We start from the raw sequence: 22,314 nt of genomic DNA on the forward strand, positions 1-22,314 counted from the left end.
TTTCTTTTAACAAGTGAAGGTTAGAAAGGTTTATCACCTAGCTTCAATTTAGGTTCCATTTCGTATTTCAATTCCTGCTAACAAATTAGTCTAGGTAATTGCATATCACATAATGAAATAACATGTTTCATACGACTCTTATCATCGATTTTTAGGTCGTTAAACTATTTAACCAGGTATCATGATCAATCCGTTTAACCTGTGACACTTGAAGATGGCTACCTATAAATCGTAGTACTTTTTACGCAATTCCTTCTATCACTCCCTAGAGACACCAGACACCAGCATCAATCTGTGCAAATTTTGTGCAAATTTGAAAAGTAGATCATTTTTTATACAAGGCTAACTATATTCAGTGATAGGTGACAACTTCTTTATTCATGAGAGAGTGCTTTATCGAGTCAAAGCGCGCTCTTCTTATGAAGCATAGATACGCATCTATTATCAATGTACTAAGGATGTATCTAGGACAGTTTATCAACATAAACAGGAGGTTGTATGTTTAACCAAGATTTTAAAAGGTTTTCTACTAAGCTTTCGCGTCTCATTGCATGCAGTATTTTGCTATTGACCTTACCCTCAGCGTGTTCAGCAACTAGCACACCATCAAACAAGGGAGTCGAAATTGAGTTTAAAGGGGTATTTGGCTGTGTGTCCACTGATGGACAGTATCATAGCTATGACTACCTAAATATCACGTCTGGTATTCCGTGCAATGTCGATATGTCCGCAATTTCCCAAGCGAAAACCAATTATCAGAAACAACGATATTTTGATATTTACTCGTGGCAGACCTTTATTGCTCTGTTTTGGCCCACCTTAAAAGACGGTCTTGAACTTGCCCCAAATCTTACGGATACGGGCACCCCAAGATGGGACTACTGGAAAGAAAGCTATCAGGTTTATCAATCTGATGGATCAAAACCCGTCCCATGGAACAATGACTCTGTCTTACCTTCAATATGCACCAATCAGAACGAAGTCGATACCAGCCGAAAAATGCTTTACCGCACCAACAAGGTGGTCAATATGTCTAACTCCATGACCGTCGCGGATGAAATAGATCAAGCATTTACTTACCCACTTGTCGACCAGCAAAACAATATTGTGCGCTACGAAGTACTGATGAATAAAGCCGAGTTCGATTACCTAGTAAAGCACGAACTGTACAACATTGATGGTCAAATCGATTTTTCTAAGGGTGGCCAGAGTGTTGACTTTCCAAGTGGTGACAACAGTAATCTTTATACCGGTGCGATTGAGCTTAAACTGGCATGGAAAGTACTCACTCCAACGACTCCAAAAGATAGATACTTTACCTTTGAAGCCATCGTGCTGGAAAACAATAAGCGCTGCGTAGAAGTCGATGTAGGGTTAGTGGGTATGCATATATCACACAAAACAGAGGACAATAAGCAGTGGGTTTGGTCAACTTTTGAGCACGTAGATAATGTGCAAACCAATAGTTTGCACCCCGTTGTCTATCGAAATGGAGACACAGGTGAATTATTACCCAGCTTCAACAACCCTAATTGCCCTTCATGTCCCGTGAATATATTACCGCCAAAAGATCAAGATGGCACACAACCTCCTACTCAAGTGACCCGTGTCATTGCGATCGACAAAAATACTGAGCAGCTTAATAGAATAGTCCAGAACCAACTTGCCAGTGAGAAATCTATTCTTCAGTACTACGAGCTGATAGGGACACAATTCCCAACGGATGAGTCAGCACTGCCCGCCACGCCCAATCAATTTGATAATCCAGATGATCCCGCATTAACACAAATTGATAACAAGCCGGGAGGTAAGCCCTACCCTGTTTTCTTAATCAATACAACGATGGAAACCTATATGCAAAAAGGCAATCAACCCGCCCAATTGCAAATTCAAGGTTTCCCTTTCAACGATACTCCGTCTTTTGGCACTGAAAGCTGTATGGGATGCCATTACTCAGCTGGAGTCGCCGTTGATACATTGCAAGATAACTATGGACAAAAGCAAGTGATATATGGCCCGGCGACTTCCGCAGATTTCAGTTGGCTACTGCAACTTAAAGCTCAATTCAAATCAACCTCAACAGACTAAATCGTGAAAAGGAGTTTCCAATGACACAATATCGTTTTGTACAAGTTAACGAATTCCAAGCCAATAACTCTGGTTGGAACACCTTCGGCAACGCCAGCGTGACCAAAATCAGCGACACCCAATGGAAGCTGACTTCGTCCAATGCCAACCGACCGAGTCTCATGCTTTACGTTTTAGGTCCAAACGCATTTCGTGTGCGCTTCAATCCAGACGAAAATTACGATTTTACGGTCGATAATTCATTGGCCATTATCAATCACAACTTAGGAACTCCAAACGTTCAGTCAAGCCTAACGGACTCTCAATTAGTCCTTGAAACAGCTTCACTGGTAATTGTTGCCGACCTAATGCCCTATCGACTAAGCGTCTATCGCCCGAACCGCAATGGACAAGGAGTAAACGGCTGGCAGTTAATACATCGTGACATTCCTGGAGCAGGGACAGACTATTTAGGTCGCGAGAACAAAAACATCATGTGGGCCTCAGATGGAAGCGCGGTGGCAAACCTTAAACAATTTCCAAACAGTGCACAGTATGTTGGTTTCGGCGAAAAAGCAGGCGCTCAGCTCGTAAAAAACCAGTATACAATGACGTTTTTCAACTTTAATAACTTTGAATATGGCTCTCCAGGTGTGGTTCCAGCAGGTAATGAAGGCGGACCACTCAACCCTTCTGATCCACTTTACAACTCAATGCCCTTGACCATAGAAAACAATCCATCCCCCAATGGTGATTATGCAGGTGATCCCTATTCGTATTTATTGTTTCTAGATAATGTTTCTCAGTCTTATTTCAATATGGGGTCAAGTGACTATTCCAACATGGATGGTCGATACTACTTCGGCGCTCTTTACGGAAGTTTGGACTATTACTTCATGGCAGGCGACACCACACTAGACACCCTATCCCAGTATCAAAAATTGACGGGGCCTTCTCCATTACCACCTATTTGGTCACTCGGTTTTCACCAAGGAGCTTATGGCTATTTCGATAACTACAAGCTTTTCAATATTGCGGAGAGCTACCGAAAATGGCAAATTCCCATTGATGGTCTGCATATCGATGTAGATTTTCAAAACAACTACCGAACCTTTACCAATAGCCCAATGAAGTTTCCCAATGTGTCGAACATGTTCGCACAACTGAAAGGTTTGGGGTTTAAATGTTCAACAAACATCACTGGCATGATTACGGCCAACCCCTACAGTGAAGACGGTTCTATAGATACAGAATATCAAACCGTAGTAGAAGGTCGTAGCAAAGGATATTTCCTTATGGATGACTTTGCAGATTCCACTGAATTACCTGCTGAGAACTTTTTTATCGCGAAGGAAGACTACGGACAAAATTTTGGCACGAATCCTTTCCCCTATCCCGTTCCAATGGACAATTATTACGAAAACGAAGCACCTAAGAAATCACCTACGCTTCCTTCAAGTCCTCTCACTCCCAGCCAGCTAATGAATCAAACACTGCAAGCCAACGAACCTTATTCGGTCATCAACCTTGGTACATCCGGTTACTATCCAGATCTTGGCCAAAATGTCGTCTCAGAATGGTGGGGGCAGCAATATCAATACCTCATCGAGGCTGGTTTAGAAATGGTCTGGCAAGACATGACTTGCCCTGCAATGGCGGCTAACTTCGACAATCAAGATGGAAACTATATTCAAACACTGCCGCTTGATTTAAACATGACTTATTTTGGCGATAAAAAGCCCAATGCCGAAGTCCATAACGCCTTTGCACTTATGCTAATCAAGGCGACATACAATGGCCTACTTAAGCTGCAAGGCGATAAACGTCCATTTATTATTGGTCGAGGTGGCTACGCTGGAGTGCATAGGTACGCCGCGATCTGGACTGGAGATTCGGCCACCAGCTGGGACTTCCTTCGCATAAACGTACCTGAAGTGCTGAATTTTGGATTGTCTGGTGTGCCAATATCTGGCTGCGACATCGGTGGATTTGGCTCAGGTAGTGGCTGTGTGCCTTTTGACAATGGAGAATCAGCGACGGGAACACCTTATGTGGTAGGGGGGCTGATCAAAGGCGGCGTGGCAAACTATGAACTTTTTACACGCTGGGTCACAATGGGGGCATTTCTGCCTTGGTTCCGAATTCACTATGATGGCTATAATAAGGAATTCCAAGAGCCTTTCTACTACGGCTCTCCAGTACCAGAAAATTGCCGTCTGTTTATTCAAATTCGCTATCGACTTATACAATACTTCTACGATGCTATGTATCAGAATACCCAATCAGGCATGCCGATAGCGCGGGCTTTATTTTTAAACTTTCCCAATGACATAGAAGTGTATGGCAATGCGGGATATTGGCTATGGTCACAATTTATGATAGGTGACTCCTTCCTTGTTGCTCCTATTATGGATCCAGATTCCCAGAATGGCTCAGTCAGAGATATATACCTACCGCAAGCTGCCAATGATCAAACTCAATGGTATGCTTTCACGAATGATCAAGAACCACTAGGAGTTCCTGTTGCAGGGGGGACCAAGGTCGAAAACTACCATGCTCCCATTGGCACAGTAAACTTGTACCAAGTCCCCATTTATGTCAAAGCTGGCGCCATACTTGCCATGAAAGACATTGATCAATTCATCGACCCAAATAACGCCAACCCAGTTACCCTGTCCATCTATCCAGGAGAGGACTCAAGCTATGAACTCTATCAAGATGATGGCCTCACGCGCAGCTACGAGACAGGCAACTACCGTTTAACAAAGGTATCACATCAAGGTATCACCAACGGACAACTGATCACAATTTCTCCTCAAGTGACCCAGTTTCAACCGCCAGTAAACTACTACTACGTATCACTTCTGGGTACTAACCTCCCCACTGAAGTCAGTATTAATGGCAACCTTATCAGCAATATCATCCGCTCCACACCAAACGAAGCGGCAGATGCGCTGGCAAGTACGACGTCAAATGCTTACTACTGGAATGCCAACATTAAAACGACTTTTATTAAAGTATTTTTCACTGATGAGGAGATACAACTAAAAGTGTTTTTCTAGATACCTAAAAAAACAATCATAAATGAGTCAAAGCAAACATCGCACCTTGCTCTGACTCCATTAACTGAAAACATACAAATAATCGGCTAAGTGGCTACAGGCGTATATCATATTGGCAATATTCATCCTTCTCTTCTAAGCTGAATTTATGCGCTTTTTCTAGTTCACATCATTGATTCCAATAATAATCACTGCCACTTTTCGTTATTTTTAATGCTATCCATCACTCTGTTTCTTGAGGAGGAAGGTATGAAGCAATTCATTATGTTTATATCCTTAATAGGGCTTTTAGGCTGTGCTCCATTAAAGCAAGAGGTTGTGTTATTTACTGATGAGTATGTCCCATCCGAACATGAAGTAGTGGATGCCACTAAGCCCAGCGATCAACCGAAATTTCTCAGTTGCCACTACGAACATTATGTCAACGCTTACAGTAATAACGTGCCAGATAATAAGAACCATAACAAAGCAGCCGTTGCAGCTTATAAATTTGCTTTAATGGCAAGCAATAGTTATCACGATAAAGCCCATTTCAAGATTAAAGATTGGCATTACGTTAAGCACTTCCGTGGTAAAGAAGGCAGTCATCAAGAAGTGGAGTTTCAAGCCGACCTTTGGGAATACAAACGTAATGATCAAGTTGAGAAAATTGCCATTGTATTTCGTGGTACAGATGGAAATGGTGATTGGGATGCTAATTTAAGGCTGGCCACGGAACAATCCGGCAGAATGCCAGCACAATATCAAATCGCACAAACATTATACAAGCAACTCAAATCACGTGATGAATATAAGAAAGCGACGGTTTATTTAGTTGGACATTCGTTAGGCGGAAGTCTTGCCTATCACGTGTCTTGGTATCATGAGAATGTGTTTGCATTTACCTTTAATGCTTCAGAAAGAAAATGGGTATCAGGCAAAGCGAAAAATGCTACTCGGTATGTGCTAAGAGAAAATTACGAAATACTGAAAATAATAAAGTTTATTCGCTATTTTTCGCCATTAGCACCAGGTACGGTCACCGCTGAAGAATACGATTTTTCTTTAGGCAATGGCTTTCGACAACACAATATGTACAACTTCGCGAGAGGCTTGTTGCTGCTAGCGGCGGCAAATGGTGATTCAGACGCAAAAGAAATTCTCAATAAGAACCTTAAGTGTAATTTGACTTTGTGATTTGTCTTCGAATTAATCAACTCTTTTCATACTTACCTTTACCATAGTACTTACTTTAAGTGAGCAAATAATATTATGATCATTCTCTAAACATAAAAAGCTTATTCAGTGTGGGGTAAAGTATGAAAATTGCCATTTTAGGCGCTACAGGCTTTGTTGGTCGAGCAGTATTAAAACAAGCTATTGATGAAGGCTATGAAGTAAAAATCTTAGTCAGAAACCCTGCGAAATTAACCATCACAAGCGACAAAATACAAATCATACAAGGCAGTCTAGAAGACAAAGAAAAAGTAGAAGAAACATTGGCTGGTTGTAGTGCCGTTGTGAATGCCGCTGGCGGGGTGAAAGGCTCGGATCAATATGAAGCCTTCATTAAAATTACCAAGATTTTAGTCGATGCCATGAAGCGCGTTGGCGTTAAAAAATTGGTCAGTATTAATGGCTCTGGCACCATTTTACCTAATGAATACGTGGGGTTTAAACGCCGCTTTTTAAGTACTATTGTGGGCCTTTTGTTAAAGCATATGAAGGACGCAAAGAAAGCCGAATTGCAAATTTTGTTAAACGAAAAAGACATAGATTGGGTGAGCGTTCGTGCCAATTTAATTCTAAAAAAACCCGCCACAGGCCAGGTTCTCGCGGATGACCAAAAAATGCCAGGAGGCAAAATCACCTTGCCTGATCTGGCTAAGTTTATGCTTGACCAGGTACAAAGTGACGAATGGGTTCACAAAGCGCCATTTGTTGCCATTGCTTAATACTGCAGAGTGTCAAAGCAACTAAGCCCTCGCCATCTTGGTGGGCTTAGTGTGTTTGGCAACAAACAAGTCGCTAAGTCACCGCCCTATTCATTCAAACACCACTTGGTCAAAATGCGGGTTGTCAACGAGGATGTTGAGTTCGGCGATTGACTCTAGGACAACCAAAATCGCTTTCTGTTCTTGCTCTATTTCCATGCACTCTTCTCTGGCCGCATTCTGCTTGGTGTCCAAAGCTTTGCCGGAAACCACTTCGCCAGTTGTTAAGGTCAATGCCACGGGATAGTGGAACATGCAGACGATCTCTATGCAGTCGTAGTGCCCGCAACTCAGCATAGTCACCTTGCTATTTATGACCCAGAATTACCTAGGCTGAAAGAAACAAGTTTTTACAACCCAAAGGGCCATTATGGTGACACCAGCAAAATACATCAGTGTGAGATAACTCTTCATTTGCGTTAGTAAGCTAGTGACTGTGACCACAAGCTCTGACAGATTTGGGTACTGTAATAGCATGAACAAAATGCCGATATTTTCTGCATAGTCACTTAGGCATACCAAGATTGGTAGTATAGCTATGCCCCACCAGAACCCCTTGGTTAGCTTTCCTTTTTGCATCAGCCAACGACTCAAAGCAAAGTAACACAGGGCAAATAAAATTGGATAAATAACATCCAATATTAACTGTAAACTGAGATACAGATGACGCCCTTCTGCGCCCAACCTATCTAACAAAATCAACACATCTTGACGGCCATATCCTTGTGGACGCATATCAAATAAGGGCAATAAGTCAGAATACGCCATCACTTTGGGGATGCTATAAGTCAGCATAATGGCATACAAGGTGTTGGTCAGCAGCAACAGAACCAATACACTTTTCCCTGAAAACTGCCAGTGTGTACTCTTCATACAGAAACTCCAATTTTCATATTGAATGGGGAGCGCAGTTTGCCTCAGCATTTTAAATTTACATGACTTAGTCGCAACATCAAGGCGCTATAAATAGTTTTCCTGCAAATATTGGCTTCTTGCTTGAGTCATATCAATTAAACAATCCATTTCGGCTTCATGTCGACCAGAAACACCACTATGTAAAGTATAAAGAGCAGCACAATTTTGATCTTTGAAGGTGATCCAGGCTCGTTGACTACTCAGCAAACTTTGCCTCAGTTCATTGGCATCAACATACATTCTGTCCGCCAGTTCACCAGATTTTATACTGGCCATAATACGCTTATATATTCGATTAAGCTCTTTGTCCGAGGCCTCGAAGTTGAGTTGTCGTTCACATAGGGTGTCTGGCAACTCGCATCTTTCATCAATGTTTTGCGCCGTTCCTAAAACGGCATAACAAGCCATCAAAATGGTTATCAATACTTTCATTCTTACATCCTTAGTATTCTAGTATTTAACTTAACACCATAAAGCTAACGCCATAAAGAGTGCAATGTTTCTTGCCAAGCACTTCGTTGGTGCATCTGGTGATACCATTTTGCTATGTTGGGATAATGATCAAAAGGAAATTGACTGGCTTTAAAATAGGTCGTCATGGCCATCACAACAAAATCGACGACGGTCAGACGTCCGCTCACTAGCCAAGTATCTGTTAATGCATTTTCGAGATAAGCAAGCAGCTTAACGCATTTGGGATTCGACCAATCCACAGGAGATTCTGGCTCCGGTATGATACTTGGTAATAATTCGTGCCCTACTTGCGCTCCCATCACCTCTGAAAGCATAGGCTGCCACTGGCTACTCTCCCAAAACAGCCATTGCAAAATAATGGCCTGTTCAGTGTCATCTTGCGCAGCAAGAGGGTGATTTTTTATCAAACGGACAAGATACAGCGCAATCGCATTGGATTCCGTCAGTGTCATGTTTTCGTGCTGTAGCACAGGAATTTGACCAAGCGGATTGGTGGCGAGAAAATCTGCAGTTTGACCCGCTCCAGCATAAACGTTCACTTCGCGTTCATTGGTTTGAATACCAAGTTCCTTTGCGACAGCAAGGACTTTTCGATAGTTGGCCGATAGATTGGTACCGTAAAGTGTTATTTCCATTAGGCTTTTCCTTGTTCATCCATTTAGAGACTGCCTGAGCGTACAAAGTGCCTCATTTTATTGATCCATTCCGCTCAATCACTCATTTGTTAAACACATTTAAAAGGCAAAGCTAAGGTTAATTTAGGTCGTCGAATAGAAAATAGAGTGTTTTGTATACAAGAATCCGATGTTTGTATAACACGCAAGTTTACTGAATCTCCTATGATGTCCCTAATGATAATTCTCGGAGATAAACCATGAGCACCTGGACAATAAGCAAGCTTACCTCACAGCACAATAAAGTATTTCTCATTACTGGCGCAAACAGCGGATTAGGCTTTTATACCGCGACGGAACTGGCCAAAAAAGGAGGACGTATTATCATTGCCGTGCGCAACTTTGAGAAAGGAAATGTCGCAAAAGAGCGCATTTTGAAAATAGTTCCAACGGCAGATATTGTGCTAATGCATCTCGATTTAGCAAACTTAGATTCAGTAAAAACCTTTAGCGAATCCTTTAAAGCCACCTACTCGCGTTTAGATGTACTGATCAATAACGCAGGCATCATGATGCCCAACGAACGACAGATCTCAAAACAAGGTTTTGAACTGCAATTAGCGACTAATCACTTGGGGCATTTTGTGTTAACCAGTGAGTTGATGCCATTATTGGAATCGACCCAAGACGCTCGAATCGTCACTGTCAGCAGCATGGCAGCAGAGTCGAAAGTAGCAAAAATCTATTTTGATGATATGCAATTTGAAAACAACTACAAAAAAATGCCATCCTATGCTCAAAGCAAGTTGGCCAATATTATGTTTGCTTTGGAACTGAACAAAAGACTTCATGAAACTGGCAGCAAAGTAAAATCTGTTGCGGCGCATCCTGGCTACGCGGCAACGAATCTACAGCAGAACATGGGAATGTTAGGGGTGGTTATGAACGCGATACTGGCACAAAAACCAGAAATGGGTGCCTTGTCACTGTTACGCGCAGCAACTTCACCAGACGTCGCTGGCGGTGACTACTTCGGTCCAACCAAAATGGGCGGATTTCGTGGCCATCCAGAAAAAGTCTCGCCACCAAAACAAGCAGAAGATCCCATCTTACGTCAACAGTTATGGCGCGTCACAGAACAACTTACCAATGAAACCTTTGCCGTAGGTCATGTCTAGCCATGGAAGATATAGTCAGAATTCACTCCGTCAGCGAACTACACAGTCACCTCGGCTTTGGCGCCCCTAAACACCCATTATTGACCGTGATTGACTTATCGCAACTGGAGATTAACCAAGCGCTAATAGGCCAACGCATTGCAATTAACCTGTATTGCATAACGTTAAAAACCGTCATCGGCTCGCCAATGAGATACGGTCGAGGCCACTTCGATTTTGAAAGCGGCACCTTGTTCGCTATGGAGCCCGGTCAGGTATTTGCTGCGGAAGATTCTTTTCAGAAGGGGGAAATGGCAGGCTGGGCAGTTTACTTTCACCCCGACTTTCTGATTGGTCATCCGCTATTAACCGTCATCCATAATTACGGATTTTTCTCTTACGAGGTCAACGAAGCCTTGCATTTGTCGGAAAGTGAAATGACCTCTCTAAATGAAATTACTCGCAATGTCCGTAAGGAGTTGAACCAAGATATCGACGACTTCAGTCAAGATATTCAACGAGGTAACATAGATCTGTTGCTCAGGTACGTAGACAGGTATTTCAACCGCCAATTTATTACTCGAAAACACATTAACCTGAGAGTATTAGACAAGGTAAATACGGCGTTGGAAAACTACTATACCACAGCATTCCAAGACACAATAGGTCTCCCCAGCGTCAAGTTAATTGCTGAACAAGTATGCCTTTCGCCTAAATACATGAGCGATTTATTAAAAAAAGAAACCGGCTACAGCGCGAAGGAAACCATACATAACTTTATTTTAAAGTTGGCTAAGCACCGTCTGCTCAGTTCAGATGATAGCGTTGCCGAAATATCCTATTCGTTAGGATTTGAGTATCCGCAATACTTCAGTCGAATGTTCAAAAGCAATACTGGAATGACGCCAATGGAGTTTCGACACGCTCATTGAATGCTGGGGAAGGTGCATTATCTGATAACACCTCTTCCTTTTGTTAAATATCTTTTCTCTTATTGAGACAGATGGTTACTGCATTAGGAGCACTCGGACTTAGCTCAGTTTATTCTTTGACAAAATGCTTTAACTCAGCAACCGATTTGATCACATACACTTGCTTGTCGGCAGAATAAGCCTCCAATTTGAGACCAAAATCTTGATTCCAAAATTTAGGACAGAGTCTTAAGGTTTTATAACTTTGCCAACTGCCTTTGATGATAGAACTGCCCTCAGGCCAACCTTCAGGTTTGACAAACAAACCTTTGAGCAAGCGTTTGGTCACTAGCCAATAGCAGGTTGAATACGCCAGATCCACATAGATCAAGGTATCGGCTGCCGCCAATCTTTGGTAAAACGAACCCACTGGGCCAAAACCATCAATGATCCAAGCGTCAGATGAAACTATGTCTGCGTGAACTTGATCGTATCTTTCTCTTGGCACCAAATCACCATCGGCTTGATAGACCAAACTGTCCAATGGGTACAATGGTAAACCCGTTTTCTCTGCTAAGGCTTTGCTTAAGGTGGATTTCCCGCTACCAGGTTTGCCAAATACGGCGACTTTGTTCATGGTGTCTCCTCAATTTTTTCTATGAAAATGACCTTGAGGGAGTTTTAAATGATCATAAAAAACCCACCTCAAAGGTGGGTTTTAATAATTTTGCACACATCAAATCCCACCATTCTTATGGAATGATGATAATTCGAGCGGCTGGATATAATGGGTTCATATTCATGATTTTCATTCTGCAGCATGAGAGACGGTTAAGTCAAACGCCATTTAATGACTTGTTTGCGCTTCTTGGTCTTAATATTAGACAGCTTTACATTGTTTTATAAAGCTGTGCGATTGCCAGACCTGTTGTGCCGCTTGGTGCAATAAACTGTGACGCCAAGCTACCTTGTGCTCTTGTCGATCATAGCCTCCACCGATCACACAAGCCGTCGGAATGCCCAAGTCCAAACAACTTTCAATGACGTATTTGTCCCTCGCTAACACCCCTTGATCGGTGAGTTTTACATGTCCCAAACGATCCTCTTGATGTACATCGGCTCCCGCATCATAGAACACAAAGTCCGCTTGATGCTGAGCCAAAATACCTGGCAAGGTACGTTTCAATATGTCTAAATAGGTTTGATCATCCGCTCCTTTGGGAATGGCGATATTCAAACCTGCCGTTTGTTTCTGATTAGGGTAGTTTTCTTCACAATGCCAGGATACTGGCACTATCTTTGGATGATTGGCAAAAAAGGCAATGGTACCGTCACCTTGATGCACATCACAATCTAGAATCAGTATCTTCTGTGCTCTGTGCGTATCGAGCAGATTCAAGGCCGCCACAGCCAGATCGTTAAAGATACAAAAACCGGCTCCGTGAGCAGGATGAGCATGGTGTGTGCCACCAGCAAGATGGCAAGCCAAACCATATTGCAATGCCAATTGGCTGGTCAAAATCGTACCCGATACCGCCCGTAAGGTTCGCTCCACTAACCATTCAGACCAAGGCAAACCTATGTCTTTTTCCTCTTGCGCAGTCAATTCACCACGAATAAAGCGCTGCACATAAGCTTTGTCATGAGCCGCCATCAAGACGGACAAAGACAGTGGTTCTGGCGTATGCTGATTGTCGTCGGTAAGTATGCCCTGCTGCCGTAACGTTTCTGCCAGCAAACGAAATTTGTGCATGGGAAATCTGTGTCCGGCAGGAAAAGGGATACTGTAATGAGAGTGAAACACCAAAGGCAATAAAGCAGATTTCATAAAACTCTAGGCAGTGAAAACAGTCATTCGTTAACAAATAGTGAATGGGCAAACCACCCAAGATCTTATCAGGGATTCACTGAATACGCAGGTTTTCTTTGCGTGGTTTATTCTTTTCCTAACCCACTATTTGCGTTTGGCGACCAAGACTTTACGAATGGCAGAGTTAAAGGACTCAATCAAATGTGGTGGGAAACCTTTGCCACTTTCGAAATTCACCAATTGCACCGCTCGCATGGCACTTTTGTTGTATTCACTGCCCGATTTCCCCCATACAATGTCAATAAACATGACCGCCATGGATAAGATAAAAGCGCCTTGTGGAATCAAAGGACCAACCAAACCTTCTGGAAAGCCTGTCCCATCAAAGCGTTCTTTGTGAGACTGCACCATGGTAACGGCGTCTTCCCAACCTTCATGTTTGGACAGCAATTTCGCACCGACGCATGGGTGATTGCGTTCCGCTTGTTGCTTGGCTGCTTCATCATCTTTGCAGTTAAGAATCACCGCCATGCCCATATTATGCATATAAGCCGCCGCACTCAGTTGGCAGAAGTCTACCGGAGTTTTGGTTTCCACATTAATCAGCTGACAAAGTTTGAGTATACGTTCACTGCGCTCAGCAGAATAACCAAGCAAGCGGTTCAACTTGTGACTGAACCCAGCAAACAAGTCAATGTCCACTTGTTGCTGCTCTGTAAATTCCACTTTAATGATAAGAGCGGCAGCGTCCCTGTCGGCCTCATCCTCTTCTTCTACCCCTTGATCTGAACACTGCTTTAAAAGTTGCACGGCGAGATGAGGACGCTCTGAGTCCTCTTCATGAGCATAGATGGTATCTAAACCTTGTTGTAATGTGTCGCGTAATTCACTTTCTGCCACATGAGATTGATAAATTTCTTTAAGAAGGGAATAGACTTTTTCGATGACGACATTAATCAAATCCCCTAAATGAGAATCATATTTGATGTAACCGCCGCGCATACCATCGACAATTTCTTCTAACTTATGAAGCACCTCCACCAATGGATCAAGAAAGCACACAGAGCAGTTGCCTTTCATACTATGCAAAGAACGAAACAACTGATCCAATTTATCAAAGGAAAAACCTTCGCTTTCGATACTATTAACAATCTCTTCAATCTCTTGCTGTGCTTCTACATAGCATTCCAACAAATCATCTTTGAGTTCTTTTTCCAGCGCTGAAAACTCTTTACAAGCAAAATGGCTCATTCTTATCTTCCGAAATAATTCACCGCAAAACATTGAGGCCTATCATGACGTTAGCTATTTTAATAACATTGGGCTTTCTTAATAGGGTCAGACTTTTAGTGTAGTTAGAATCTGGCCAAGGGGAAACAAACAGAATGTTTCATTGTGCAAACAGAGCGAGATTATTATGCCAAATTATTGGTTAATGAAGTCTGAACCAAATGCCTTCTCTATTGACGACCTTGCAGAAATGCAGATTTCACCTTGGGATGGTGTGCGTAATTATCAGGCCAGAAATTTTATGAAAGAAATGCAAGTGGGCGACTTGGTTTTCTTCTATCATTCCAGTTGCAAACCTGCTGGGATAGTCGGTATAGCCAAAGTGGTTAAAGAAGCTTATCCTGACCACACCAGTTGGGACCCCAAAAGCCCTTACTATGATGCAAAGTCCACCCCACAAAACCCTAGATGGTATATGGTAGACCTTGCCTTTGTTGAGAAATGGCCGCGCTTGGTGACGCTAGCCGAGTTAAAAGCCGATGCCCTTTTAACCGCATTACCTTTGGTAAAAAAAGGCAGTCGTTTGTCGATTATGCCCATCAACAAGGCTCACTGGGAGCACATAACGAAAACCTATTAACATTTAAGACATGTCGCCATTAGTCTTGTCACAAAGGAAATATCATCTTGTTCATTAGGTTTGTTGTCACCTGCATTATTGTTAAGAAGATTTTTAGAGCCGCTTTTAGATTAACCCTATGCATTTGATGGTAAATACCGCTTTACTCGACCGCAACAAAATTCCGCCGCTGGCCCAAGCCTGTTTGCTGTGTTTATTGTCCTGCCTTGTCTTGGGCTTAGCCAGCACTAAACTAAACGCGCAAGCCATATACCCAACGTCTCTCCAACTGCTACTGCAAGACAATGATAGGGATGGTGTCATAAATTCTCGCGATCTTTGCCCCGACACGCCAGTAGGAAGCGCTATAGGCAACACAGGCTGCCCAACAATCCACACCGAGCATTATCGGATCCACTTGCAAATTCACTTCGCCAGCTCCGAAGCCCAACTACCGCCAGAACAGCTTCATCAAATCACTGAAATTGGGGAGTTTTTGCAACAACATCCACACAGTCGGATGTATCTAGAAGGTCATACGGATAATCAAGGAGCAAATTGGTTTAACCTGCGCTTGTCCTACCAAAGAGCCGATGCCATTGCCCAGTATTTACATCATCAATACGGCATAGAAGAGCAGCGCATGCTGCGTTTGGCCTATGGAGCAAATCGACCTTTGGTGGACAACACCAACGAACAAAATCGGTTCCAAAATCGACGTGTCAGCGGCACTATTTTGCTGCCTGCCCCACAGTCCACCAACCAATGGCAGATTCCCTTTGCTGTGAATCAATATCGGTTAACAAGGCAACAAAAAGACACTCTAGTCGAAATAGCACAACAAATGGACGCGAATCCATCCTTATTTGTATTCATCACGGGGCACACCGACAGCAGTGGTGAACCCAGTTTGAATCAGTTACTTTCAGAAAAGCGCGCCCAACAGGTTGCGCGTTATTTGCAGTCGATTCGCTCACTGAATGAAGCGCAAATAAAAGTCAAAGGTTACGGAGCAGAGCGCCCTATTGGCTTAGACGATTCGGTCACCAGTCGCGCGAAAAATCGCCGAGTCGAAGTGCAGCTTTTTGAAGAGCCTGCGTTATCCAAGCAATTTATTGCGGCCAAATGGACCATTTGGAGCGTTGATAATCTCGATCTAAGCAATGCTTCCAACATTCCCCCTCTTCCTTTATTTCGTCCTGTTCAACCGAAAAACTGACTAATAATAACGACGTTCACGAGTTTTTAAGCTCGCTTTGTAATCAAAGAAATACTGCAACATGACCCCTAAATAATCGTACTCTTCACTTGTCCTTAAAATCACTCCGACACTGGCAAGATCACGATATTTAAGAGGTTGATAGTATGACTCTAAGCGCCAACCTGTGGGCAAGCCATTAAATTTTTCGCGGTAGAGAGACACTCTGAAATTATCATCAAAGTAATAGCCCACACCAAAACGCGAGCTGGTAGTGTTGCTCAAAGAAGCGTCATTAGATTGAATATTAGCAAGGAGCGAAGCATCGCCCATAAAAAGATCTGCACTAAATTGACCTATCACTTCACGGTCAACTTGCAATTCTTTGTCCATGGGTTCCAGTTCACTGTATCCTAATCCCAATCCTAAGCGGCCCTCTTCATTGCCAAGATACCAATTGGAAAAAAACTCAGATTGCGCAAAGCTGCCGCTGTTAGAACCCACAATCAAATAATTGCTGTTCAATAAAACCTGAGCGGTTAAATAGTCGTTGATTGGCATATTGATTTTCATGTCTAGATTCAGTAATGACTTGCTATCCAATAGCCCATAACCTAAGCCCACGACAAAATTGGCTTTTTCCTTTTCCTGTTCTGCATACAGGTCAGCTGACACACAAAACAGCAAAATACATCCTAGCAACCCCTTCAACTCATCGCCTCCCGCTACTGACGCCAAATCAATAGGTATTGTGAGGTTAATCCCGATAAAGCGCCACCAAAACGTGCAAAAGAAGGTGATATTTGCATTAAATATGACGGGAATGTCTCTTCAAGTCTGGGATTCGGAAGCAAAGCCAAATATAATAGCCGCAAAGTCGAAATGACGAACTCTTTTTAGGTTTATAGGTTACATGGCAAAAAAACTCTTTATCCAAACTCATGGCTGTCAGATGAACGAATACGACTCTTCGCGTATGGCAGACTTGTTAGGCGAAAGCCATGAAATGGAGCTTACCGAAAACGCTGAAGAAGCGGATGTGCTGTTATTAAATACCTGCTCTATCCGCGAAAAAGCCCAAGATAAAGTCTTTCATCAACTGGGACGTTGGAAAAAACTCAAGCAAAAGAATCCGGATCTGGTAATTGGTGTGGGCGGTTGTGTGGCCAGTCAGGAAGGTGACAATATTCGTAAACGCGCAAAACACGTGGACATGATTTTCGGCCCGCAAACCTTGCACAAATTACCTGAAATGGTGAATGCCGCGGCCACGCACATTCCGATTACCGATGTGACGTTTCCCGAAATTGAAAAGTTTGACCACTTGCCCGCGCCGCGTGTTGACGGGGCAGAAGCCTTTGTTTCCATTATGGAAGGTTGCAGTAAATACTGTACTTTCTGTGTGGTGCCTTACACTCGTGGTGAAGAAGTCAGCCGTCCGTTTGACGGCATCTTACTAGAAGCCGCTCAACTGGCAGAACAAGGGGTGCGAGAAATCCATCTATTAGGTCAAAACGTCAACGCTTATCGTGGGGAAACCGCAGAAGGTGATGAAGCGGATCTGGCCGATGTGATTCAAGCTGTGGCGCGCATTGACGGTATTGAACGTATTCGTTTTACCACGTCTCACCCAGTGGAATTTACCGACAGTCTAATTGAAGCATTCCGTACTGAACCTAAGCTAGTAAGCCATTTACATTTGCCAGTACAAAGTGGTGCCGACAAAGTACTGAGCGCCATGAAACGTGGCCACGATCGTCAATACTATATTGATAAGATTAACCGTATTAAAGCCGCGCGCCCTGGCATCAGTTTGTCTTCTGATTTCATCATTGGCTTCCCGGGTGAAACGGACGAGGATTTCGTCGATACCATGAATTTAATCCAAGAAATTGGCTTTGATCACTCCTTCAGTTTTGTTTACAGTCAGCGTCCAGGTACGCCAGCGTCTGACTTAGCTGACGATACTCCAGAAGACGTGAAGAAAGAGCGTTTAGCTATTTTACAGCGTCGTATCAGCCAACAGGCGTTTGATATCAGTTTGGCCATGGTGGGAGAAGTTCAACGTATCTTGGTCAGCGGCTACTCACCACGTGATCCAGGTCAGCTTCAAGGTCGTACGGAAAATAATCGTATTGTCAATTTCCGCGCATCTGATCCACAATTAATTGGTAAGTTTGCTGATGTCATTATTACAGATGCGTATCCAAACTCTTTATTGGGCGAGTTAATCAGTTCAGAACTCGACAATGATTTTGTTATTCAATAAATACAGGTAGCCCTTGGAAACCACACAGACAACTCAACAAATCCGACTTGAACCAGCCAATGCAGCCGCCTTGGCGGGTTTGTGCGGACAACTTGATGAAAACATCAAACAAATCGAAAAGCGCCTTGAGGTTAACATTCGCAACCGCGCTGAGCTTTTCGATATTTCAGGTGACAATGCCGAACATGTCATGGCCACCAAAACCTTATTGCAAAATCTTTATCGTGAAGCTTTGGCTAATCCTCAGATTTCTCCCGAGACGGTACACTTGTACCTACAAGAATCGGCCATTGAATCACTGACCAGCAATAGGAAAGGTGACCAGAACCAAGTCGTCATCAAGACCCGCAAAGCCTTTATTAAACCCAAGGGCAAAAACCAACAAAGATACGTGACTCAAATTCGCAAACACGATATCAATTTTGGCATAGGTCCCGCCGGCACAGGCAAAACCTACTTAGCTGTGGCTTGCGCCGTCGAAGCCCTAGAAGCCGATCTGGTCGAGCGTATTATGTTAGTGCGTCCCGCAGTGGAAGCGGGTGAAAAACTGGGCTTTTTACCGGGGGATTTATCACAAAAAATCGACCCTTATTTACGCCCTTTGTACGATGCCTTATACGAAATGCTGGGCTTTGAACTGGTCGACAAACTGATCGAAAAAAATGTCATTGAAATTGCGCCGTTGGCCTTCATGCGTGGTCGTACCCTAAATAACGCCTTCATCATTCTGGATGAAAGTCAGAACACCACCCGCGAACAGATGAAGATGTTCTTAACGCGTATTGGCTTCGGCTCTACCGCCGTGATTACCGGAGACCGAACCCAGGTGGATTTACCTCGCGGCACCGCTTCTGGTTTGGCACACGCTATGCACGTGCTGAAAGACGTAAACGGCATCAGTATGACCACCTTCAACGCTGCCGATGTGGTACGTCATCCTTTGGTACAACGCATTGTGGAAGCTTACGATAAATACGACGACGAAGCCGAAGCCGAAAAGAAAGCACGCAATGAAGCCCGTGCTGCGGAAAAAATCCAAGCAGCGAATGTGGCGGCCGTCCCAGCGACTGAAGTGCAGAAAAACTGATGCCTGACTTAGAACTCGACTTACAAATTGCCTGTGAATCCACCGATCAGCTTCCCAGTGAAGCTGATTTTCGCTTATGGGTAGAGAAAGCCCTACCCAACTCTGGTGATCTCTATGAAGTCACCATTCGGATTGTGGACGAAGCAGAAAGCCAATCGCTCAATCACGAATATCGCGGCAAAGACAAACCCACCAATGTGTTATCTTTTCCGTTTGAGGCCCCAGCTGGTATCGAGTTACCTTTATTAGGTGATTTGGTCATCTGTCAGCAAGTGGTAGCAAAAGAGGCCATTGAACAAGAAAAAGCTCTGTTTGACCACTGGGCGCACATGACGATTCACGGCATCTTGCATTTACGCGGTTATGACCATATAAAGGAAGATGACGCAGAAGAAATGGAAAATTTAGAAACCGAATTATTGGCTTCTTTGTCAATTACCGACCCTTATTTGATAAAAGAGTGAGTTAACCCCCTAATGAGCGAAGACCGATCGAGCTTATCCAACGATCAACACAAATCTTGGTTTGAACGTTTCCTTCAAGCCTTCAATGATGAGCCGCGAAGCCGTGCTGACATCATTACCTTACTGGAAACTGCGGTACAGTCCGATGTTATCGATCGTGATGCCTTCACCATAGTGGAAGGTGCTTTGGAGGTATCCGAAGTACAGGCCAGAGACATCATGATTCCACCATCGCAAATGGTGATTATTAAATCTGAAGACGATCCAAAAACCTCCATTCGCAAAGTTATCGATTCTTCTCACTCACGCTTCCCTGTGGTCGGTGAAGATTCTGACGAAATTCTCGGTGTTCTACTCGCTAAAGATTTATTGCCTCTGTTATTCAAAGAGAGCGATATTACTAACGAGGATATTTTAGCTCGCCTTCGCCCCGCCAATTTTATACCAGAAAGTAAACGCCTCAATGTGTTACTGAATGACTTCCGTACCAAACGCTACCACATGGCCTTGGTTCTGGATGAATACGGCAGCGTCTCAGGTCTGGTGACCATTGAAGACGTGTTGGAGCAAATTGTGGGTGAGATCGAAGACGAAACCGACAAACATGAACACGAAGGCATTCAAGTCACCAGTGAGTCTGGTGTTTACCTAGTACCAGCCCTTTGCACCATTGAAGACTTCAATGAGTTTTTCAAAGCGGAACTTGACGAAGAAGACTTTGATACTGTGGGCGGGATTTTAGTTCAGCAGTTTGGTCACGTACCATTGCGAGATGAAACCATACTCTTTAATGATTTCCACTTTAAAGTGGTGAAATCCGATGGCCGACGCGTTAAAACCATCCAAGTCTCTAAATCAGTGAGCGAAGAGGTTGTTGAATAAATGTCTATGATTCGCCCCGGTTCCAGCAAGCCAGTAACGGGGCGAATCGCTCACTTTTTTGCCAATTTACCACAAGCTTATGCCCTCCCTCTTGGCCTAATTTTAGGTGCGGTTGGGGTTACCAGCTTCGCCCCATTGCATTTTTGGCCTGGCTATTTTGTTAGTCTGATTGCCTTTAGTCTGTTCGTTAGCTCAGCGAAAACCGCTAAAGCCGCGACATGGCGAGGTAGTGCTGTGGCCTTTGGCCTGTTTGGTAGCAGTGTCTCATGGGTATTTGTCAGCATTGCCGAGTACGGCCAAGTTAGCGACCTAATTGCCGCTCTCATTACTTTTGCCTTTATTGCCGCATTAAGTGCATTTTGGAGTCTTGCCGCTTGGCTAAGCTGGCGCCTCATGTCACGCTATGCATTTTTGCCGAACAACTTGTGGGTGGCCATTTGTTTATTATTGGCAGAATTATTACGCAGCGTACTTTTCACAGGTTTCCCTTGGCTGTTACCTGGCTATGCCACAGAGCACACTTGGCTGTTTGAATTGCTGCCGCTTGGTGGTATTTGGCTCACCAGCTTACTTGTGGTTCTCACTGCAACCAGCCTTGCTGGTCTATTGCTCAAACAAAACAATCAAACCATGCCAATACTTATCTGTCTGATTGGCTGGGGCGGCGGAGCTTATTTAAGTTATGTACCGGTACAATGGGTACAACAAACTGGACAGATTAAAACCACCTTAGTACAAGGCAACATTGAACAAGATCAAAAATGGCTAGCACAAACAGCAGCCAGTTCGCTTGCTTATTACCAACAAGCCACCAGACAACATCTTGACAGTGACCTGGTGGTGTGGCCAGAAACCGCCGTAACTTACGCCTATTCTCAGGTCAAACCTTATTTAGCAAGTTTCAGTGATCAACTTGCCGCTTCAAAGACGACACTGATTACCGGCATACCGGATGTGTTAGATGGCGGACAGCAGTATTACAACGCCATTTGGGCGACAGGCAATGGTTTTGGACTTTATTATAAAAAGCATTTGGTTCCTTTTGGGGAATATATTCCTCTCGCTCGCTACTTCGGAAGCATTTTAAAGATTTTTAATATGCCCATATCTAACTTTCAGTCCGGTGACGACAACCAACCCGTATTGCAAGTGGGCGATTGGGGCGTTGCGCCTTTCATTTGCTATGAGATCGTCTACCCTGAACAAGTAAGGGACATGGTACGTGACAGTGATTTGCTGGTTACCATCAGTAATGATGCTTGGTTTGGTACCTCCTTTGGCCCTTGGCAACATCTACAAATTGCACAATTTCGCGCCAAGGAGGCGGGCCGTTATGTCATACGAGCCACTAATACTGGCGTAACAGCCTTTATTAATGAACAAGGTAAAATCGTGGCGCAAGCGCCTCAGTTTACACGTACGACACTTACTGCTGAAGCCAAAACCTTTATCGGCAATACCCCTTATGTCACCTGGGGGTATTGGCCGAGTATAGTGTTGTTACTGCTGTGTATTCTGTTTAGTTCAGTCAATCATGGCTTTTCCCGCCAATCGCTCCGTTTTGCTTAGTTAGGTTTTGCTT

At 43.7% G+C, this 22,314-nt stretch carries 21 protein-coding genes; 13 read left to right on the forward strand and 8 right to left on the reverse strand.

Annotated elements, in window-relative coordinates; translation table 11 throughout:
• Nucleotides 1-498 precede the first annotated feature (498 nt).
• The 4 genes from ACXAH2_RS03590 to ACXAH2_RS03605 all read left to right on the forward strand — a co-directional run bounded on the left by ACXAH2_RS03590 (nt 499) and on the right by ACXAH2_RS03605 (nt 7,063).
• On the forward strand, nt 499-2,088 hold the full coding sequence (locus ACXAH2_RS03590; RefSeq protein WP_475076760.1) for a hypothetical protein: 1,590 nt from the start codon (nt 499-501) through the stop codon (nt 2,086-2,088).
• Between the two features lie 20 nt (nt 2,089-2,108).
• The gene (locus ACXAH2_RS03595) at nt 2,109-5,129 is read left to right on the forward strand and encodes a glycoside hydrolase family 31 protein (protein ID WP_475076761.1); all 3,021 of its coding nucleotides are present in this window, start codon (nt 2,109-2,111) and stop codon (nt 5,127-5,129) included.
• A gap of 249 nt (nt 5,130-5,378) precedes the next feature.
• Entirely contained in the window at nt 5,379-6,305 is a 927-nt protein-coding gene (locus ACXAH2_RS03600; protein WP_475076762.1) for a Tle-like phospholipase domain-containing protein, read from the forward strand.
• Nucleotides 6,306-6,427: 122 nt separating this feature from the next.
• On the forward strand, nt 6,428-7,063 hold the full coding sequence (locus tag ACXAH2_RS03605) for an NAD(P)-dependent oxidoreductase (RefSeq protein WP_475076764.1): 636 nt from the start codon (nt 6,428-6,430) through the stop codon (nt 7,061-7,063).
• 90 nt (nt 7,064-7,153) lie between these two features.
• On the opposite strand, the gene ACXAH2_RS03610 is transcribed toward ACXAH2_RS03605, so the two are convergent.
• The 4 genes from ACXAH2_RS03610 to ACXAH2_RS03625 all read right to left on the reverse strand — a co-directional run bounded on the left by ACXAH2_RS03610 (nt 7,154) and on the right by ACXAH2_RS03625 (nt 9,126).
• Nucleotides 7,154-7,399, reverse strand: a complete 246-nt coding sequence (locus ACXAH2_RS03610; RefSeq protein WP_475076765.1) for a Rho-binding antiterminator — start codon at nt 7,397-7,399, stop codon at nt 7,154-7,156.
• A 27-nt stretch (nt 7,400-7,426) separates the two neighbouring features.
• A complete protein-coding gene (locus ACXAH2_RS03615) occupies nt 7,427-7,975 on the reverse strand; it encodes a hypothetical protein (protein ID WP_475076767.1) in 549 nt (182 codons plus the stop codon).
• Between the two features lie 87 nt (nt 7,976-8,062).
• Nucleotides 8,063-8,449, reverse strand: coding sequence for a lysozyme inhibitor LprI family protein (locus tag ACXAH2_RS03620; protein ID WP_475076769.1), 387 nt, complete (start codon nt 8,447-8,449; stop codon nt 8,063-8,065).
• Nucleotides 8,450-8,493: 44 nt separating this feature from the next.
• Nucleotides 8,494-9,126 carry a glutathione S-transferase family protein gene (locus tag ACXAH2_RS03625; RefSeq protein ID WP_475076770.1) on the reverse strand — a complete coding sequence of 211 codons (633 nt, stop codon included), beginning with the start codon at nt 9,124-9,126 and terminating at the stop codon, nt 8,494-8,496.
• A gap of 239 nt (nt 9,127-9,365) precedes the next feature.
• Here ACXAH2_RS03625 and ACXAH2_RS03630 point away from each other — a divergent pair, with 239 nt between their 5' ends.
• Together ACXAH2_RS03630 and ACXAH2_RS03635 are read left to right on the forward strand one after the other, a co-directional pair.
• Nucleotides 9,366-10,283 (forward strand): oxidoreductase, encoded by a 918-nt coding sequence (locus tag ACXAH2_RS03630; protein WP_475076772.1) that lies wholly within the window; start codon nt 9,366-9,368, stop codon nt 10,281-10,283.
• A 2-nt stretch (nt 10,284-10,285) separates the two neighbouring features.
• Complete coding sequence (locus tag ACXAH2_RS03635; protein ID WP_475076773.1) at nt 10,286-11,194, forward strand: helix-turn-helix domain-containing protein; 909 nt, start codon at nt 10,286-10,288, stop codon at nt 11,192-11,194.
• Between the two features lie 109 nt (nt 11,195-11,303).
• Here the strand turns inward: ACXAH2_RS03635 and ACXAH2_RS03640 are convergent, their stop codons facing one another.
• From ACXAH2_RS03640 to ACXAH2_RS03650, 3 genes are all read right to left on the reverse strand, one after another.
• Nucleotides 11,304-11,810, reverse strand: a complete 507-nt coding sequence (locus ACXAH2_RS03640) for a P-loop NTPase family protein (RefSeq protein WP_475076774.1) — start codon at nt 11,808-11,810, stop codon at nt 11,304-11,306.
• A 243-nt stretch (nt 11,811-12,053) separates the two neighbouring features.
• Nucleotides 12,054-13,001 carry a histone deacetylase family protein gene (locus ACXAH2_RS03645; protein ID WP_475076776.1) on the reverse strand — a complete coding sequence of 316 codons (948 nt, stop codon included), beginning with the start codon at nt 12,999-13,001 and terminating at the stop codon, nt 12,054-12,056.
• A gap of 126 nt (nt 13,002-13,127) precedes the next feature.
• On the reverse strand, nt 13,128-14,234 hold the full coding sequence (locus tag ACXAH2_RS03650; RefSeq protein WP_475076777.1) for an HD domain-containing phosphohydrolase: 1,107 nt from the start codon (nt 14,232-14,234) through the stop codon (nt 13,128-13,130).
• 166 nt (nt 14,235-14,400) lie between these two features.
• Here ACXAH2_RS03650 and ACXAH2_RS03655 point away from each other — a divergent pair, with 166 nt between their 5' ends.
• Together ACXAH2_RS03655 and ACXAH2_RS03660 are read left to right on the forward strand one after the other, a co-directional pair.
• On the forward strand, nt 14,401-14,853 hold the full coding sequence (locus ACXAH2_RS03655; protein ID WP_475076778.1) for an EVE domain-containing protein: 453 nt from the start codon (nt 14,401-14,403) through the stop codon (nt 14,851-14,853).
• Between the two features lie 118 nt (nt 14,854-14,971).
• On the forward strand, nt 14,972-16,051 hold the full coding sequence (locus ACXAH2_RS03660; protein WP_475076780.1) for an OmpA family protein: 1,080 nt from the start codon (nt 14,972-14,974) through the stop codon (nt 16,049-16,051).
• On the opposite strand, the gene ACXAH2_RS03665 is transcribed toward ACXAH2_RS03660, so the two are convergent.
• The gene (locus tag ACXAH2_RS03665) at nt 16,052-16,741 is read right to left on the reverse strand and encodes a hypothetical protein (RefSeq protein WP_475076781.1); all 690 of its coding nucleotides are present in this window, start codon (nt 16,739-16,741) and stop codon (nt 16,052-16,054) included.
• A gap of 202 nt (nt 16,742-16,943) precedes the next feature.
• Between ACXAH2_RS03665 and miaB the strand changes: the two genes are divergently transcribed.
• From miaB to lnt, 5 genes are read left to right on the forward strand one after another with little or no spacing between them, the layout of a single operon-like run.
• Nucleotides 16,944-18,299 carry a tRNA (N6-isopentenyl adenosine(37)-C2)-methylthiotransferase MiaB gene (gene miaB, locus ACXAH2_RS03670; protein ID WP_475076782.1) on the forward strand — a complete coding sequence of 452 codons (1,356 nt, stop codon included), beginning with the start codon at nt 16,944-16,946 and terminating at the stop codon, nt 18,297-18,299.
• A gap of 13 nt (nt 18,300-18,312) precedes the next feature.
• Nucleotides 18,313-19,386 (forward strand): PhoH family protein, encoded by a 1,074-nt coding sequence (locus ACXAH2_RS03675; RefSeq protein WP_475076783.1) that lies wholly within the window; start codon nt 18,313-18,315, stop codon nt 19,384-19,386.
• On the forward strand, nt 19,386-19,850 hold the full coding sequence (gene ybeY / locus ACXAH2_RS03680) for an rRNA maturation RNase YbeY (protein WP_475076785.1): 465 nt from the start codon (nt 19,386-19,388) through the stop codon (nt 19,848-19,850). The genes ACXAH2_RS03675 and ybeY overlap by 1 nt, the downstream gene beginning before the upstream one ends.
• A gap of 12 nt (nt 19,851-19,862) precedes the next feature.
• On the forward strand, nt 19,863-20,732 hold the full coding sequence (locus ACXAH2_RS03685) for an HlyC/CorC family transporter (protein WP_475076786.1): 870 nt from the start codon (nt 19,863-19,865) through the stop codon (nt 20,730-20,732).
• Nucleotides 20,733-22,301: an apolipoprotein N-acyltransferase gene (lnt, locus tag ACXAH2_RS03690; protein ID WP_475076788.1), complete on the forward strand. Its 1,569-nt coding sequence runs from the start codon at nt 20,733-20,735 to the stop codon at nt 22,299-22,301. It abuts the gene before it with no gap.
• The last annotated feature ends 13 nt before the right edge of the window (nt 22,302-22,314 follow it).

Source organism: Marinomonas sp. ABL3_031 (assembly GCF_056161265.1).

Coding starts and splice junctions, on each gene's coding strand:
- ACXAH2_RS03590 (WP_475076760.1), top strand. CDS start 499: ATGTTTAACCAAGATTTTAAAAGGTTTTCTACTAAGCTTTCGCGTCTC.
- ACXAH2_RS03595 (WP_475076761.1), top strand. CDS start 2,109: ATGACACAATATCGTTTTGTACAAGTTAACGAATTCCAAGCCAATAAC.
- ACXAH2_RS03600 (WP_475076762.1), top strand. CDS start 5,379: ATGAAGCAATTCATTATGTTTATATCCTTAATAGGGCTTTTAGGCTGT.
- ACXAH2_RS03605 (WP_475076764.1), top strand. CDS start 6,428: ATGAAAATTGCCATTTTAGGCGCTACAGGCTTTGTTGGTCGAGCAGTA.
- ACXAH2_RS03610 (WP_475076765.1), bottom strand. CDS start 7,399: ATGCTGAGTTGCGGGCACTACGACTGCATAGAGATCGTCTGCATGTTC.
- ACXAH2_RS03615 (WP_475076767.1), bottom strand. CDS start 7,975: ATGAAGAGTACACACTGGCAGTTTTCAGGGAAAAGTGTATTGGTTCTG.
- ACXAH2_RS03620 (WP_475076769.1), bottom strand. CDS start 8,449: ATGAAAGTATTGATAACCATTTTGATGGCTTGTTATGCCGTTTTAGGA.
- ACXAH2_RS03625 (WP_475076770.1), bottom strand. CDS start 9,126: ATGGAAATAACACTTTACGGTACCAATCTATCGGCCAACTATCGAAAA.
- ACXAH2_RS03630 (WP_475076772.1), top strand. CDS start 9,366: ATGAGCACCTGGACAATAAGCAAGCTTACCTCACAGCACAATAAAGTA.
- ACXAH2_RS03635 (WP_475076773.1), top strand. CDS start 10,286: ATGGAAGATATAGTCAGAATTCACTCCGTCAGCGAACTACACAGTCAC.
- ACXAH2_RS03640 (WP_475076774.1), bottom strand. CDS start 11,810: ATGAACAAAGTCGCCGTATTTGGCAAACCTGGTAGCGGGAAATCCACC.
- ACXAH2_RS03645 (WP_475076776.1), bottom strand. CDS start 13,001: ATGAAATCTGCTTTATTGCCTTTGGTGTTTCACTCTCATTACAGTATC.
- ACXAH2_RS03650 (WP_475076777.1), bottom strand. CDS start 14,234: ATGAGCCATTTTGCTTGTAAAGAGTTTTCAGCGCTGGAAAAAGAACTC.
- ACXAH2_RS03655 (WP_475076778.1), top strand. CDS start 14,401: ATGCCAAATTATTGGTTAATGAAGTCTGAACCAAATGCCTTCTCTATT.
- ACXAH2_RS03660 (WP_475076780.1), top strand. CDS start 14,972: ATGCATTTGATGGTAAATACCGCTTTACTCGACCGCAACAAAATTCCG.
- miaB (WP_475076782.1), top strand. CDS start 16,944: ATGGCAAAAAAACTCTTTATCCAAACTCATGGCTGTCAGATGAACGAA.
- ybeY (WP_475076785.1), top strand. CDS start 19,386: ATGCCTGACTTAGAACTCGACTTACAAATTGCCTGTGAATCCACCGAT.
- ACXAH2_RS03685 (WP_475076786.1), top strand. CDS start 19,863: ATGAGCGAAGACCGATCGAGCTTATCCAACGATCAACACAAATCTTGG.
- lnt (WP_475076788.1), top strand. CDS start 20,733: ATGTCTATGATTCGCCCCGGTTCCAGCAAGCCAGTAACGGGGCGAATC.